The sequence below is a fragment of the Methylobacterium sp. E-016 genome (assembly GCF_022829745.1).
Taxonomy (GTDB): Bacteria; Pseudomonadota; Alphaproteobacteria; order Rhizobiales; family Beijerinckiaceae; genus Methylobacterium.
The window spans coordinates 1-15,255 of the sequence record NZ_JAKSYF010000093.1 but is presented as its reverse complement, the minus strand read 5'-3'; the positions used below and the strand labels follow the sequence as shown (position 1 = coordinate 15,255).

Here is a 15,255-nt window from a genome sequence, read left to right as displayed (position 1 = left end):
GATGTGCCAACATCCGGGAGCCACGCCATGGTGTCCGCCGACCGCCATCCCCCGAGCTGCTTCAACGCGACGCGCTACTGCCTCGGCGAGAACGTGCGGGCACGGCCGGACAAGACCGCGCTGATCCTCGTCGGCGCGGGCGAGGCGGTCGAGACCCTCACCTTCGCCGAGGCCGACCGTGCCGTCCGCGGGATCGCGGCCGGGCTCCTCGCCCGCGGATTGTGCCGCGGCGACCGGGTGATGATCCGCATGGGCAACGAGGCCGACTACGTCCTCGTCTACTTCGCCACGCTCGCCGCCGGCCTCGTCGCCCTTCCCTCGTCGCCGCAGCTGACGCCGGCCGAGGCGGCCTTCCTGATGGAGAACTCGGGTGCGGCGGCGGTCGCCGTCGGCGGCGGCTGCGTGGTCGATCCGGCGGCTCTCGGCGACCGCATCCTTCTCGATGCAGCGGCCATCGCCGCGATGAAGACCGAAGCGCCGCTCACCGACTACGCGGACACCTCCGCCGACGACCCGGCGACCCTGGTCTACACCTCCGGCACCACCAGTCGACCGAAGGGCGTGCTGCACGCCCACCGCGCGGTCTACGGCCGCCGGCCGATGCTCGAGGACTGGCTCGGCCTTTCGGAATCCGACACGATGCTGCACGCCGGCACGATGAACTGGACCTACACGCTCGGCGTCGGCATCACCGATCCGTGGTCCGTCGGCGCGACCGCCGTGCTGTACAACGGGCCGCGCGACCCGTCCGTCTGGCCCCGGCTGATCGCGCGCCATCGCGCCACGATCTTCGCCGCCGTGCCGAGCCTGTATCGCCAGATCCTCAAGTACGGCGACCCGGGCAGCCACGACCTGTCGAGCCTGCGCCACGGCTGCACCGCCGGCGAGGCGCTTCCCGCGGACGTCCTCGACGCCTGGACGGCTGCCACGGACAAGCCGCTCTACGAGGCGCTCGGCATGAGCGAGATCTCGACCTACGTCTCGACCGGGCCGACGATCGCGCAGCGCCGCGGCTCGCCGGGCAAGCCCCAGCCGGGACGGCGCGTGGCGATCCTGCCGGTCGAGGGCGCACCCGAGCCGGTGCCGGCCGGCGAGCCCGGCCTGCTCGCGGTCCACCGCTCCGAGCCCGGCCTGATGCTGGGATACTGGAACAGGCCCGACGAGGAGGCGCAGGTGCTGCGCGGCGACTGGTTCGCCGGCGGCGACCTCGCCCGGCTCGATGCCGACGGCTATCTCTGGTTCGAGGGCCGCAACGACGACCTGATGAACGCGATGGGCTACCGCGTCTCCCCGAACGAGGTCGAGGGCGCACTGATCGCGCATCCGTCCGTCGCCGAAGCCGGGGTCGCCGAGCTGGCCGTGCGCGCCGACGTCTCGGTGATCTGCGGCTTCGTCGTGCTGCAGCCGGGCGCCGAGCCCGACGCGGACGCGCTGATCGCGTGGTGCGCCGAGCGCCTCGCGGCCTACAAGCGCCCGCGGGAGATCCGTTTCCTCGACGCCCTCCCCCGCACCGCCAACGGCAAGGTCCAGCGCAAGCGGCTCGCCGCGGCGGCCGGGGCTTGAGCCGCGTGTCCGCGATCCCGCCGAACGGCACGCGCACCCTGCCGATCTCCGTCTTCATCATCGCCCGCAACGAGGCGGACCGCATCGGCGCGACGATCCGTGCGGTGCGCGACCTGACCGACGACCTGGTGGTGGTCGATTCCGGCTCGACCGACGGGACGCAGGCGCTGGCGGCCTCCCTCGGCGCGCGGGTGATCCACAACGACTGGCCGGGCTACGGCCCGCAGAAGCGCTTCGCCGAGGACCAGTGCCGCCACGCCTGGCTCCTGAACCTCGACGCCGACGAGGTGGTGCCGCCTGACCTCGCCGCCAACATCCGCGCCTTGTTCGCCGCCGGCGAGCCCGAAACGCCCGCCTGGCGCATCGCCATCGCCGAGATCTTCCCCGGCGAGAGCCGGCCGCATCGCTGGGCCTACGCCCTGACGCCGGTGCGGCTCTACCGCAAGGATCGCGGGCGCTACTCGCCCTCCCCGGTCCACGACCGCGTGACGCTCGAGCCCGGCGTCGAGCCCGGACGGCTCAAGGGGGTGATCCATCACTTCTCGGTGCGCTCGCTCGGCGACCAGCTCGACAAGCTCAACCGCTACTCCGACCAGCAGGCCGACGACCTCGAAGCCCGCGGCGTCGCGATCCCGAGCTGGCGCGTGTTCGTGGAGCTGCCCGGCAACTTCCTGAAGGCCTATTTCGGCCGCCGCCACTGCGTCCGCGGCGTCTACGGCTTCCTCACGGCGATGAACTACGCGATCTCGCGCCACCTGCGCATCGCCAAGCACTACGAACGCCGAAGGGCCTCCGCCACGCGCCAAGCCCGCGACCCGCTTGACCGCCCCGGCCCGACCTCTTAGAGCCGACGACGCTGGAGACGTGGCCGAGCGGCTGAAGGCACTCGTTTGCTAAATGAGCATACCCAGAAATGGGTATCGAGGGTTCGAATCCCTCCGTCTCCGCCATTTACATGCGTAGATCGGTGGTGTGTGGTTTTCCGGGTTGTCGAACCCGTTGAGGTCGCTTCGTGTGTCCAGCCGACGTGGTCATTTGGGGGTAGGTAAGGACCGCCAAGGACACGCGTCGTGCTTGGGGCATCCGCTTGGGCACACTGATGCCCGGGCTGGACCTTGCCCGCGATCCACACACCCACCGGCAAGCAGGTCACGACCCTGCCCCGCGGCCTGCACGGTGAAAGGGCGAACCTGTACCTCGCGGTGCGCCCCGGTCGAACCTTGCCGCGAGCACATGGGGGTGCACGTGACCACCCAGGGCCTTCGCGCGGCCTTTCGGACTTGGGCCGGCTCAGCTACGTTCCACAGGTGGAGTCGGCCGAGGAGAGCTTGGGTCCTCTGGTCGACGACGCGACCGAGCGCGCCTACGATCGTAAGCCCTAGCTTGAGAAACGGCGCCGGCTGTGAGGGCCGATTGGGCGGACCATCTCGCCGGCAGGCTCACGCCGCTGAAGAACCCCTTCGTCATTCAGGGCGCCGCGGTCCCGCAGCAGGTGATCGACGAGATGCGGTCCCGCTGGGCGCGCTGATGAGGCTGAGGAGACCCGCTGCGCAGGGTACGACGGGGTCACGCCTTCTGGCCGTTCCACACGTCGAGACGCCGGGTCATCCCATCGAAGCTTGGCAGCACGATGATGCGGTCTACCCATGCTCAAATAAAACGATGAATGCTGACAGCGATCGAGCCACGTTGACCAATGGCGCCGCGTGCTGCCGAGCATCAGATCCTCGCGAACCGCGGCGCTTGGAGGCGCATCAGACCTTGATCGGCCACAAGGTCGAAGCTGTCGGCGCAACTCAGGCTTCGGGAGGATCTGTCGATGAAGCAACGGAGCATTCCTTCATCTCGGCAGGCCTAGCAACAGTGATCCTGCACTCGGTAAAATCTCTTCCCGAGTCCGTGCGCTCGGCAGGAACTACAGACCCAGCACTTCAAGGCGCCGCAAGACAATGACGTCCGCGCTCGCCGATGAAAAAGCAGGGGGGTTGGTACAAAGGCGCGCGCCGACGATCGAGCCCGAGACGGACCGTCGGGCTGATCGGGGAGTTGCTTTCGCGAGATTGCTGCTTGGCCACAAGGCCGAGGCGGCGGATCAATTGTCCCAGGATCGAAGCCCGCACACCAGGACCGTTACCACCACGGATCCTGCGATGATCAGGGACAGCGTGAGCTGATCCGTCGGATCGTCGGTGAAGGCTCTGGCCACCGCCGGACCGATCAAGGCGCAGCCGGCACCGCAGACGATCGCGACTGTCTTCGAGGTCATCGCGCACCTCCTCGGAGGCCGATCGCATGTCGCGATCACTGATCCTGTCGTCCACGCCCGCCCAGAAACGGGGGAGAACCTGAGCATGGGGGCGTGGACGGTCGATCCTCGGACCGACGCAGAGGTAAGCCGGGGAGAGGTCTTTCGTTCAGCCCGGCGATCAGATGCCGCGGCCTCTCGGATCGTCAATCATCCGAAGACAGACCGAGGCTGACTGCTACCGCCTTTGCTACCCGACTCCAGCGGTGGCCAGCGGCAGCGCCGACCGGGTGATTGTGCCGGGGACGCACGCGTCGTCGGGAGCGGCCGCGACTGTGTTCAACGGTGCGCCTCCGAGATCGAGGCTCATGCCGCGCTAGGGAGAACACCGTAGGCATCAACCGGATAGTCCGGTGGCCGGCAGCAGCTACTGTTCCTCCCGTGCCGAAAGATTCAGGTCAGGAGATCGCGATGCGAGCAGTCGTTTATAATGGCCCGCGCGATGTTGCCGTGCAGAACGTGCCTGATGCGCAGGTCGAGCGGCCGACCGACGTGCTGGTGCGGATCACGAGCACCAACATCTGCGGCTCCGATCTGCACATGTATGAGGGCCGGACCGACTTTCCACGCGGCGGCGTGTTCGGGCACGAGAACCTCGGTCAGGTGGCGGAGGTGGGGGGCGCCGTCGATCGGGTGAAGGTCGGGGACTGGGTCGCCATCCCGTTCAACATCGGCTGCGGCTTCTGCAAGAACTGCGAACGCGGCTTGAGCGCGTTTTGCCTGACCACGGCGGATCGAAGCGTCGTACCGAACATGGCCGGCGCTGCGTACGGCTTCGCCGACATGGGCCCCTATCGCGGCGGGCAAGCCGACCTCCTGCGCGTTCCCTACGGCGACTACAATTGCCTGAAGCTGCCGCCGGACGCCGAGGAGCGGCAGAACGATTACGTGATGCTGGCCGACATCTTCCCGACCGGCTGGCATGCCACCGAGCTCGCCGGACTCCGTCCGGGCGAGTCGATCGTCATCTACGGGGCCGGGCCGGTCGGCCTCATGGCGGCCCACGCGGCGATGATCAAGGGCGCCTGCATGGTCATGGTCGTCGATCGCCATCCCGACCGCCTGCGCCTCGCAGGCTCGATCGGCGCTCTGCCCATCGACGATTCCAAGGGCTCCGCGGTCGACCAGGTCCTTCAGTTGACGAACGGCATCGGCGCCGACCGGGGCTGCGAGTGCGTCGGCTATCAAGCGCACGACCCGGAGGGCCACGAGCACGCCAACATGACGATGAACGACCTCGTGAGGTCGGTGAAGTTCACCGGCGGCATCGGCGTGGTCGGTGTCTTTGTGCCCCAGGATCCGGCCCCTCAGGATCCGCTCTACAAGCAGGGCGAGATCGTTTTCGACCATGGCCTGTTCTGGTTCAAAGGACAGACGATCGGGACCGGCCAATGCAACGTGAAAGCCTATAACCGGCAACTGCGCGACCTCATCTCGACCGGTCGCGCGAAGCCGTCCTTCATCATCTCGCATGAGCTGCCGCTGGGTGAGGCACCGAACGCCTATCAGCACTTCGACGCTCGCGACGACGGCTGGACCAAGGTGGTCCTCAAGCCGGCCGCGTGATCCGCCGGGCCGGGCGGGCAGCGGCTCGCCCGGCTTATCCGCCGTCTCGCCGGACGGGCTCGAGCGTGAGGACGCCATGCCGATCTACGAATACGCGTGCGAGATGTGCGGGCCGTTCACCGCGATGCGGCCCATGGCGCAGTTCCTGGACGCATGCCCGTGCCCGGAATGCGGCACCGGGACGACACGGGCATTCCTCAGCTACGGCTGTTGCGCCGGTGGACGGGATGAACGGGATCGGCGCAAAGGCAAGAAGGCGATCAAAGATTACGCGAGGACAGAGACAAATATCGAGACATTCTATCCTAAATAACATAAGTTAAATTCTTAGCATTCGATCACTCGAGAGTGCATTTAAGTTGCGCGCAAGGAATTTGCACTCAAGATTGAGTAGTGTTTTTTCTTTACTGGAGGATGAATATATCCTAGAAACCGCGCAGATGGAGAGCTGCCCGGCGTGGCTTTCGGGGATTGCGGAAAGTCCCTCGCCCTTTGGCCCGCCGGCCTCGAAAAGGCTGACGCGAGGGTGGCCCAGCAGAAGCTAGATAGAGTAACCGACGAGCCGACTGCGCACCCGACGGGTGCTGATGGATACCTGGACCGTCCGGGGGGGGCACCGCGGCTCGATACTTTGTTCGCCGCGCTCGTCCGGCAGTCGCGCATGTTCATCGGCATCGCCGACACGGACCTGAAGCTGACCTTTCTCAACGAAGCCGCTCGCGAGATGGTCGGCCTTCGACCCGACAGCGACGTTTCGAACGTCGCGATTCCCGACCTGTTCCATCCGCTCGACCAAGCCGTGATCCGAGACGTGGCGCTGCCGATGCTGGCGCGGGACGGAGATTGGGAGGGGGAGGTTCGGTCTCGCCCTTTCAGCGACGACGTCGGAACGACGATTCAATGCCGTGCCTTCGCGCTCTACGACGAGCGCGGGATCTTCATCGGTGCGGCGGTGACCGGCCTGGATATCTCCGCCCGGAAGCTGACCGAAGCGCGCCTGCGTGCCAGCGAAACACGGCTTCAGTCCGCCATCGACCTCGTCGAGCTCTCGCCCTACTCTTGGGATCCACGAACCGGAGCGCTCGATTGGGATGCGCGCCTCAAGGCGGTGTGGGGACTGCCGCCGGATGCGCCTGTCGATGAGGAGATCTGGCTCTCCGCCATCCACCCGGACGATCGCCTGAACGTCGAGGCGGCGGTGGCGCGCTGCACGGACCCGACCGGCGACGGTGTCTACCACATCAAGTATCGCGTCATCGGCATCCGCGACGGCGTCGAGCGCTGGGTCTCGACGCATGGCCGGACCGGGTTCGAGCACGGTCGGCCGGTGTCGTTCATTGGTACGGTCGTCGACATCACGGATCAGATGCGTGCCGAGGCGGCACTCCTGGAAAGCGAGCACCGGCTTTCGGCGACGCTGGCGCAACTGCCGATCGGGGTCGGCCTCGTGAAGCAGGACGGCAGCATCATGTTGGCGAACCGCGCACTCGGGCGCTACGCGCTCGAATGGATACCCTCCGCGGATCCCAAATCGAGCGAGCGTTGGCGGGCCTACGCACCGGATGGACGACGGATGACGCCGGCGGAATATCCGGGGAGCCGAGCCCTGCGCGGTGAGACCGTCGTTCCCGGACTCGATTTCATCTACACGGCCCCGGATGGTCGGGAGTGCTGGACGCGTGTCAGCGCAGCGCCGTTCAACGATGTCGATGACGCGATCAACGGCGCCATCGTCGTGGTGCAGGACGTCGATCGCGAGAAGCGCGCAGAGACCGATCTGCGGATCAGCGAGGAACGGTTCCGGCGCTTCGCCGAGCACTCGACGAACGTGCTCTGGCTCGCCGATCTCGAAAGCGGGCAGCTAGACTACCTCAGCCCGGCTTTCTCGCAAGTCTGGGGCATGCCCATCGAGAGCATGAAGGATGTCGCGAGCTGGCTCGCCAGCGTTCATCCCGAGGATCGCGACGGAGCAGCACGGGGATTGGAGCGTGCCAGCGGTGGGGAGATGACGGTCCTGAAGTACCGCATCGTGCGCGCCTCGGACCACGCCGTCCGGCGCATCCGTGATACCTTCTTCCCCATACCGAACATCGACGGGCACATACGGTTTGCAGGCGGCATCGCCCAGGACATCACGGCCGACGTCGGTTCGCGCGTCTACGTGATTGCACCCAAGGACCACACGCGACACGACCTTGTCGGCACTTTGCAAGCCGATGGATACGAGGTCCGGGCCTTTGCGAACGGCGAAGCCTTCCTCAGCGTAGCGGGCGCTCTCCTGCCGGGCTGCGTCGTGATCGACCTGACGGATGTCGACGATCTGGCCGTAGCGAACGCGCTCAGATCCTCGCGTTCGCACCTGCCCATCGTGGCGATCGGCCGGAGTGGTGGAGACATCGGCCTGGGGGTGCGCGTCATGAAGGCGGGTGCCGTCGATTTCCTCGAAGTGCCCTGGGTGCCGGAGGCGCTCTCGTTCGCGGTCAGGACGGCACTGGCCGGAATCCGCGTCACGGAGGAACGCACGGATGCGCGCGACGAAGCGCGGGCCCGCATCGCAGCGCTGTCGCGACGAGAGCATGCCGTGCTCGAGGGCTTGCTTGCGGGCGGCACCAACAAAACCATCGCCCGCTCCATGGGCTTGAGCCCGCGGACGGTGGAGATCTATCGCGCCCGGGTCATGGAGGCGTTGGGCGCGCGCACCTTGCCGGAAGCGGTTCTCATCGCATCGGCCGCCGGCGTGCAGCCCGCCGACAAGCCTCACGAATAAGCTCGATGGCCCGGCTCGTATGGAGCGACCGGGCCACCGGTGGGCAGGCCGGTGCCGAGCGGCGAATGCGAAAGGTACGCGGCTTCGAACTCCGCGAGCTCATACAGCCGTCGGGGTGCAAGGATCTGCAGATGACGCCTGTTCAGCGCGATCAGTCCATCCCGGCGTAAATACTGGATCGAACGGTTGACGTGCACGCTCGACAGACCGAGAGCGTCCGCGAGATCGACCTGTGTCAGCGGCAGGTCGTAGTGGCCGTCCGATGCCTGCCCGATCGATCCGAGCCGCTCCATCAACTCGCACAGGAGATGCGCCATGCGCTCGATGCTCGAGCGCATGCCGAGACTGGCGATCCACTCGCGCGCCATCGCCTCCTCGACAAGCTTCGCGCGCTGCAGCGCGAGTGCCAGCCGGGGATGCTGCCCGAGCAGGTCGAGATACGTCGCGCGCGGGATCTTGGCGACACGGCATTGGGTGAGGGTCTCGATGGCGTGGTCGAGCGGATAGGCGTGGACGGCACCGCGATCGCAGTGATCGCCGGGGAGGAGAAAGGAGACGATTTGGCGGCGGCCGGACATGCGGCGCTTGTGACGGCATGCGAACCCGTCGAGGATGACGAGCGCGTGGTCAGCGACGCATCCCTGATCGAGCAGCATCGTGTGCCGTTCCACCGGCCGGGCATAACCGATCAGCCCGTCGATCGCCGCCAGATCCTGCAGCGTGAGGGGGATGAGACCCGCGAGCCTGCTGGCGAAGGTGCAGGGGCCGCCGTCATGTTCCTCCTCGCGCGAATGCCGCGGCACACGAGCCGCCGTAGTTACGACGGGATCGAACGAGGTGATTTGGGCGAGGATATTCATCGGGCTTCCTTCGGAATGAAAGCGCGTTCAACCTGAGCTCCCGGCGCATCCTCCGGGGGCGAACGGGGGGATGGCCTGTCGATGAGCGCGACGACGCGCGACGTGACCTTCGTCTCGTAGCCCAGCAGACGCAAATTCTTCGTTCGCAGGGACCACACCTCGCCGGCGCCGCGCCGCGGGCCGTCGAGGCTCACCATCTTCTCCGGCAGGTCCTCGATGATCGACAGCCGGTCGCTCTGGCTGAATGCGGTGGGCCCGGCGCGCGAGGCCGCTCCAATTCTCGCCGCCGAGACATTGCGATAGCCCACGCATCCCCCGGCCGTGTCGCGCAAGTACCGCTCGGCGATGATGTTCGCGATGAGATCATGCCGGTCATCGATCTTGGCGGCCGGTTCCGGCGCAGGATGCATCATGTCGATGAGCATGCGTGCCGCGCGACGGTTCGATTTCCAAATTTTAACTTGAGGTTGCGGTTTGCGAATATTTGCGATCGCGTTTATTTTGGCGCACGCCATGCAAAATCTATTCACCACGGACGGAGTTGGATCGAGAACGCGATTCCAGCAGTGGCGGGACATATGCGAAGACCGCATTGTCCCGATGGATCAGAGTTATCTCGACGAAGACCTGTTCGACGCCACCATCGACGGCGTCAGTGTAGGAGATTTGGATTTTACCAAATTCTCTTTGAGGAATCTTCAGGCCGCAACGACGCCGAGGACTATCAGGCACGAAAACCACAGAACCGATCTTCTGTTCGTGAGCATGGTTCTGCGTGGAACGGTCAAGGCGATCCAGCACGATCGATCGAGCACGGATGGGGCCGGCGAGTTCGCAATTCGGGATACGAATACGCCTTGGACGATTCAGCACACGGGTTACAGCGAAGTTCTGGCCGTCGCGATCCCGCGCGAGCGGTTGGAAAATACCATCGGCTCGGCGCGAAACTACACTGCGCTGACCGTCGGAGCAGACTTACCCTCGACGTCGCTCACGTTGACATTCTTCAAGGAGCTGGTCCGCGTAGGCGCGCAGCTCACGCCGGACGCCGCCTCCCGAATGTCGGCAGTCGGTGTCGACCTCATCGTGGCGAGCATCGCCGAACGGATGGCGAAGGAAATTCCTCGACCGCTCCATGGGGTCGTGATGATCCAGCGGGCGAAGGCCTATATCGAGGCCCATTTCAGCGACCCGACACTCGATCCGCCGCAGCTTGCGGCTGCAGTCGGTCTATCGCTACGCCGGCTGCAGGAGCTGTTTCACGAGCGCGGTCAGCACATCTCCGATTGGATCTGGCAGCGCCGTCTGGCCGCAGCCGCCAGCCGATTGGCCGATCCCGGACATCTGCACATGTCACTCGGCGCCTTGGCCTATGGATGCGGCTTTGCCAGCCAGTCTCATTTCTCCCGGCGGTTCAAGAACTGTTATGGCCTGAGCCCAGGCGAATATCGGCACAGCGAACTCGTGAAAAATGATCCTCTCTAAATTCATGAGAAAATATAAGCTGGCGGTCTATCGGCTCACTTAAAAAAAATCGAGCCTTCCTAGGTCATCGCTTCGAGCCCTGTGGAGGATGATCCAACCCTTTGCCACCGTACTCGTCTTCCCGGACAGCAACCGATACATTTCTGACCGCGAAAAACCATATATTGACAAATTTTAATCAGACTTATTTTTATAAATATCGAATTTTACCGGTCTATATTTGCACAGCAAATAAAAACACTGCCCGGGCAGCGCGTGGCTGCGGCAAATTTGCGTGATATGGGATATATTTCCGTATTTCTCGAATTCTATAATAGAGATTGGAATGTGCTCAGATTCGGCGGAAATATATCGGCGATTGCTGTATCTCCCCGTAATGCCTTCGTCATGAAGCGATCTTATGGCCGAGCTTAGCTGTCGGAGCGAAGCGGGCCTTTCTGGCTTCTCGGCCGAGCACGCTGGCACGGGAATCGATATCATGCGCTGCCGATCCGATGCGCGCTGCCTCGGGGCGTTGCTCGCCTCTGCGGCATGGGCGGGCATCCTGGTGCCGTCTCAGTCCAACGCCCAGTCTCAGACCGGGCGCGACTACACCAAGTCGCTCGTGGAGCAATACGACGCGTTACGACGGGACCATCCCGAGATTGCGGCTCCGAGCACGAATCCTGCCGCACCGGCCATGAACACCCAGATCGTCCGCAGCATCATGGCTTCGGCCTCGAATGCGCGGAAGCAGCTCGCGATCTCGGACAACACCAACCTCAACATGAACACCATGATGGACCGCGCCCGCGGCGGCCTCAGCGTCGGCGTGTTCGGCCCGTTCTCCGGCGAGAACAACAACCCCTTCATGAATCAAGGCAGCGGCTCACCGGGCCTGCTCCACGAATACGGCAAGTCGATCTCGAACAGCCCGCGCCCCTGCTCGCCGCAGGTGGGAATCGCCCCCCTGTTCGTCTGTTCGACGAGCAGCTCCTATCCCAGCGGGCATACCGCGAAGGGCACCGGCGCCTCCTTGCTGGCGGCCTACCTCTTCCCCGAGCGGTACCACGCCTTCCTCACCCGCGGGCAGGAATATGCCGAGAGCCGCATCGTGGCGGGGCAGCATTACCCGCTCGACGTCATGGCGTCCCGCGCGATGGCCTACAAGGCGGTGGCCGATCTGCTGGCATCGCAGGTGCCGGTCGCGAACAGCTTCCTGACCGGCGTCGCGCTCCCGACGGCGCGACAGGGCCAGGCCGCCTTCTGCGGTGCGAAGACAATCCTCGACTGCGCAAACGCCCGCACGGACAGCTTCTCGGATCACGATACCAACAAGGCGCTCTACAACTTCACCAAGAACTACGGCTTTCCCACCATCGGCCCGACGGACAGGCCGATGACCGTTCCGGAGAACGCGAGATACCTGATCCGGACGTGCTTTCCCTACCTCGGCGACGACCAGCTCCGCGACATCATCCGCACGACTGCGGATCCGTCCGGCCGGGTGCTCGACGACCCCTGGAGCCGCATCAACCTGTTCGCGGCCGCCGACGGCTACGGCGCCTTCGATCGGGACCTGACGGTTCGCATGGATGTGGCGCTCGCCACGAACCGCCTGACGCCCGGCGCGGACTTCTTCGCCGCCGACACATGGCGCAACGACATCGGTGGAGCGGGCACCCTGACCAAGGCCGGCACCGGGATCCTCACGCTCGCGGGAAGCAACGGTTTCGCGGGCTTCGATCTCGTGGAAGGCGGCCTCAACCTCACCGGAGTGAACGCGCTGACGGGGTCGAGCCGTGTGGACGGCGGCATCCTGACGATTTCCGGGCATATCCTGGCGGTCGCCGGCGACCTGACGACCGCGGCGGGAACCACGGTGCGCCTCGGCGGCGCCGGCATCGAGGCCGGACGAGCCCTGCGCATCGACGGGACTCTCGACCTGGCCGGGCCCGCCGAGCTGCGCATCGGCGCGACCGCGACCGGCCTCGTGAGCGGCGTGGTATCGGGCGCCTCGCAACTGACGAAGAGCGGCACCGGAACGCTGACGCTGGCCGGCACGAACGGCGCCGTAGCCGGACAGTTCACCGGCCGCGCCAGCGTCGAGGCCGGCACGCTTTCCGTCATCGGCACGTTCGGCGATACCGCCGCCAACGCCGCCACGGTCGCTGTCGGCAACGGCGCCACGCTGCGCGGCTCCGGCACGATCGCGGGGTCGGTCACCGTCGCCGCCGGCGGGACGGTCTCCGCCGGTGCGGCGACCGGCCCCTCCGTCGGCACCCTGACCGTGGCCGGCGACTATACGCTCGGCCTCGGCGCCGCATCCGCGTTCAAGTTGAGCGATCCCGGCGTCGGCGGCGGCACCGGCAACGACCTCGTCAGGGTCGGCGGAAACCTGACCCTGGGTGGCGCGCTGAACCTCGTCAGCGCCCTCGACGGCGGCGCCGCGCCGGTGACGGACGCCTACCGGCTATACGATTACGGCGGAACGCTCGCCGGCGGCTTCGACACGATCGCCCTGCCGACGGCGAAGACCGCGTCGGTCTACACCACCATCCCCGGCCAAGTGAACATCCTGCTCGCCGATGCCGGCCAAGTGGTCCAGATCTTCGACGGAGTGAGAACCTGGAGCTCGACGAGCACGAACCTGAGCGACAGCCCCAACAGCCAGATCAAGGACACATGGCGCGCGGGTGTCGGCGTCTTCGCCGGGGCCGCGGGCACGGTGATGGTCGTCGGCGCGCAGGACCTGCAAGGGCTGCAGTTCACTGTCGGCGGGTACACCCTCACGGGTTCGGGCACGCTCAACCTCACCGGGGTTCCGACGTCGACGCCCGGCCAGAGCTTCGTCAACGTCGATCGCGGCGTCGGCGTCGCCATCGCCAACACGATCACGAGCACGGGTGGCGCGTTCGGCCTCACCAAGGTCGGCGACGGCACCCTGACGCTGACGGGAAGCAGCACGTACACCGGACCGACCGTCGTCACGGCGGGCAGCCTTCTGCTGGCCGAAGGGGCTCGCCTCGCCTCGGCGGTGACGACGGCCGCGGCCGGAACCTTCGTCAATGCCGGCTCGCTCCTCCAGGGAGTGACCAACGCGGGCACGAGCGGCAACAGCGGCACGATCGCGGGAGCGGTCGACAACAGCGGGCGCCTGACGACATCGGGCATTCTCTCCGGCGGCCTCGCCAACACCGGGGCGGTGACCGCGAGCGCCGGGCGCATCGACGGCGGCGTCGCCAACCGGAGCGGAACGCTCGCGATCATCGGGGCCGTTTCCAGTGATGGCCCCATGTCGAACGCGGTGGGGGCGACCGTGACGGTCGCCGGTTCGGGCAACTACGACCTCGGCGGGCTGCTCACGAACGCCGGCAGCGTGAGAGTCGAATCAGGCGGACGCCTGACGGCCTTCGCCGGCATCCGCAACGAAGGGGTGTTTGCGGTGGACGCCGGCGCGACGGTCGTCGATGCGCTCCTCAACACGGGACGGGTCGACAACGCCGGGAGCTACACCGCGGACGTGACCAATCTGGCCGGTGGCACCCTCGTCAATACCGGGACCCTCACGACGGTTTCGCGGCCCGTGCAGAACGCCGGGTTCCTCGCCACATCGGGCGTGCTCGTCGGCGGCCTCGACAATGCCGGCATCGCCCGGATCGGCGGCACGCTCTCCGGCGCGCTCGCGAACACGGGAACGGTTCTCCTCACCGCTCCCACCACGGGCATCACGGCCCTGACCAACACCGGTCTGCTCGACCTCGGCGGCACGACGCTGACGGTCGGGTCGTTCGCGGGTACGGACACGAACGCGGTGCTGCGCAACGGTGGCCTCGTGACCGGTGGCACCAACGTTTCAGGCACTTACGCAGGCACGATCGCCGATGGGACGGGCCAGTCCTTCCTGACGAAGGAGGGGAGCGGAACCCTGACGCTCACCGGGGGAGGCGCCTACTCGGGAGCCACGACGGTCGCTGCCGGCACGCTGGTGGCGAATGGCGGGATGGGGAACTCGCCGGTCACGGTCGCCGGCGGGGCGACGCTCGGCGGCGTCGGCCTGATCGGCGGTCTCGCTGCGCGTCCGGGCGCGACCGTCGCTCCCGGCGCCACGGCCGGCATCGGCAGCCTCGGCACGCTCACGGTGGCGGGTAACGTCGCCTTCGCGCGCGGATCGGTCCTCCAGATCGACGCGACGGCGGATGGCCGGGCGGACGGCCTCGTCGCCACCGGCACCGCGACCTTGCAGGGCGGGACGGTGCAGGTGACGGCGAGCCCAGGACAGTACGCGCCGCGCAGCCGCTACACGCTGCTTTCGGCGGCCAGCGGCGTGACCGGGCAGTTTGCGGGTGCGGCGGCGAACTTCGCCTTCCTGAAACCCCTCCTCTCCTACGACGCCAACGCCGCCTACCTGACGCTCGCGCGCAACGATCTCCAGTTCGGGGCGGCGGCGCAGACCCGAAACCAGCGCACCGTAGCCACCGCCACTGAAGCCTTGGGCGTCGGCGCGCGCGCCTACGACGCCGTCGCCGTGCTCTCGGCCGCGCAAGCGCGTCAGGCCTTCGACGGCCTCTCGGGCGAGCTGCATGCCGGCGCGATCTCGGCCGAGTTCGAGACCGCGTTCTTCGTCCGCGAGGCGATCCTGGACCGGATGCGCTGGGGCGCCCCCCCCGGCTTCGCGGAGGGCGCCGATTACGGACGCCTGCCGGCCGCCTACGCCGCCGACCTGCCCG

11 protein-coding genes and 1 tRNA gene are annotated in these 15,255 nt (G+C 66.6%); 9 read left to right on the top strand and 3 right to left on the bottom strand.

Annotation, left to right across the window (positions count from 1 at the left end; genetic code table 11):
• Positions 1-27: 27 nt before the first annotated feature.
• From MKK68_RS12100 to MKK68_RS29475, 4 genes are all read left to right on the top strand, one after another.
• Complete coding sequence (locus MKK68_RS12100) at positions 28-1,563, top strand: class I adenylate-forming enzyme family protein (RefSeq protein WP_244030486.1); 1,536 nt, start codon at positions 28-30, stop codon at positions 1,561-1,563.
• Positions 1,560-2,408: a glycosyltransferase family 2 protein gene (locus MKK68_RS12095; RefSeq protein WP_244030485.1), complete on the top strand. Its 849-nt coding sequence runs from the start codon at positions 1,560-1,562 to the stop codon at positions 2,406-2,408. Before MKK68_RS12100 ends, MKK68_RS12095 begins: the two co-directional genes overlap by 4 nt.
• Before the next feature lie 13 nt (positions 2,409-2,421).
• A tRNA-Ser gene (locus MKK68_RS12090) sits at positions 2,422-2,513 on the top strand.
• Between the two features lie 452 nt (positions 2,514-2,965).
• Positions 2,966-3,091 carry a hypothetical protein gene (locus tag MKK68_RS29475; protein WP_279605320.1) on the top strand — a complete coding sequence of 42 codons (126 nt, stop codon included), beginning with the start codon at positions 2,966-2,968 and terminating at the stop codon, positions 3,089-3,091.
• 564 nt (positions 3,092-3,655) lie between these two features.
• On the opposite strand, the gene MKK68_RS12085 is transcribed toward MKK68_RS29475, so the two are convergent.
• On the bottom strand, positions 3,656-3,829 hold the full coding sequence (locus tag MKK68_RS12085) for a hypothetical protein (RefSeq protein WP_244030483.1): 174 nt from the start codon (positions 3,827-3,829) through the stop codon (positions 3,656-3,658).
• 450 nt (positions 3,830-4,279) lie between these two features.
• Here MKK68_RS12085 and MKK68_RS12080 point away from each other — a divergent pair, with 450 nt between their 5' ends.
• From MKK68_RS12080 to MKK68_RS12070, 3 genes are all read left to right on the top strand, one after another.
• A complete protein-coding gene (locus MKK68_RS12080; RefSeq protein ID WP_244030482.1) occupies positions 4,280-5,434 on the top strand; it encodes a glutathione-independent formaldehyde dehydrogenase in 1,155 nt (384 codons plus the stop codon).
• A gap of 76 nt (positions 5,435-5,510) precedes the next feature.
• Entirely contained in the window at positions 5,511-5,747 is a 237-nt protein-coding gene (locus MKK68_RS29925) for an FmdB family zinc ribbon protein (protein WP_409567228.1), read from the top strand.
• Positions 5,748-5,960: 213 nt separating this feature from the next.
• Positions 5,961-8,201, top strand: a complete 2,241-nt coding sequence (locus MKK68_RS12070) for a PAS domain S-box protein (RefSeq protein WP_244030480.1) — start codon at positions 5,961-5,963, stop codon at positions 8,199-8,201.
• On the opposite strand, the gene MKK68_RS12065 is transcribed toward MKK68_RS12070, so the two are convergent.
• Both MKK68_RS12065 and MKK68_RS12060 read right to left on the bottom strand, forming a co-directional pair.
• Entirely contained in the window at positions 8,192-9,061 is an 870-nt protein-coding gene (locus MKK68_RS12065; protein ID WP_244030479.1) for a Crp/Fnr family transcriptional regulator, read from the bottom strand. The two genes, MKK68_RS12070 and MKK68_RS12065, sit on opposite strands and share 10 nt — an antisense overlap.
• A complete protein-coding gene (locus MKK68_RS12060; RefSeq protein ID WP_244030478.1) occupies positions 9,058-9,486 on the bottom strand; it encodes a hypothetical protein in 429 nt (142 codons plus the stop codon). The genes MKK68_RS12065 and MKK68_RS12060 overlap by 4 nt, the downstream gene beginning before the upstream one ends.
• Positions 9,487-9,574: 88 nt before the next feature.
• Between MKK68_RS12060 and MKK68_RS12055 the strand changes: the two genes are divergently transcribed.
• Together MKK68_RS12055 and MKK68_RS12050 are read left to right on the top strand one after the other, a co-directional pair.
• Positions 9,575-10,546, top strand: a complete 972-nt coding sequence (locus MKK68_RS12055; protein ID WP_244030500.1) for a helix-turn-helix domain-containing protein — start codon at positions 9,575-9,577, stop codon at positions 10,544-10,546.
• Between the two features lie 478 nt (positions 10,547-11,024).
• Positions 11,025-15,255: autotransporter-associated beta strand repeat-containing protein (locus MKK68_RS12050; protein WP_244030477.1), on the top strand; the 4,231-nt coding region annotated here is incomplete at its 3' end.

Bases quoted from the DNA above. Each gene is read 5' to 3' on its own strand.
- MKK68_RS12100 (WP_244030486.1), top strand. From the start codon at position 28: ATGGTGTCCGCCGACCGCCATCCCCCGAGCTGCTTCAACGCGACGCGC.
- MKK68_RS12085 (WP_244030483.1), bottom strand. From the start codon at position 3,829: ATGACCTCGAAGACAGTCGCGATCGTCTGCGGTGCCGGCTGCGCCTTG.
- MKK68_RS12080 (WP_244030482.1), top strand. From the start codon at position 4,280: ATGCGAGCAGTCGTTTATAATGGCCCGCGCGATGTTGCCGTGCAGAAC.
- MKK68_RS29925 (WP_409567228.1), top strand. From the start codon at position 5,511: ATGCCGATCTACGAATACGCGTGCGAGATGTGCGGGCCGTTCACCGCG.
- MKK68_RS12065 (WP_244030479.1), bottom strand. From the start codon at position 9,061: ATGAATATCCTCGCCCAAATCACCTCGTTCGATCCCGTCGTAACTACG.
- MKK68_RS12060 (WP_244030478.1), bottom strand. From the start codon at position 9,486: ATGCTCATCGACATGATGCATCCTGCGCCGGAACCGGCCGCCAAGATC.
- MKK68_RS12055 (WP_244030500.1), top strand. From the start codon at position 9,575: ATGCAAAATCTATTCACCACGGACGGAGTTGGATCGAGAACGCGATTC.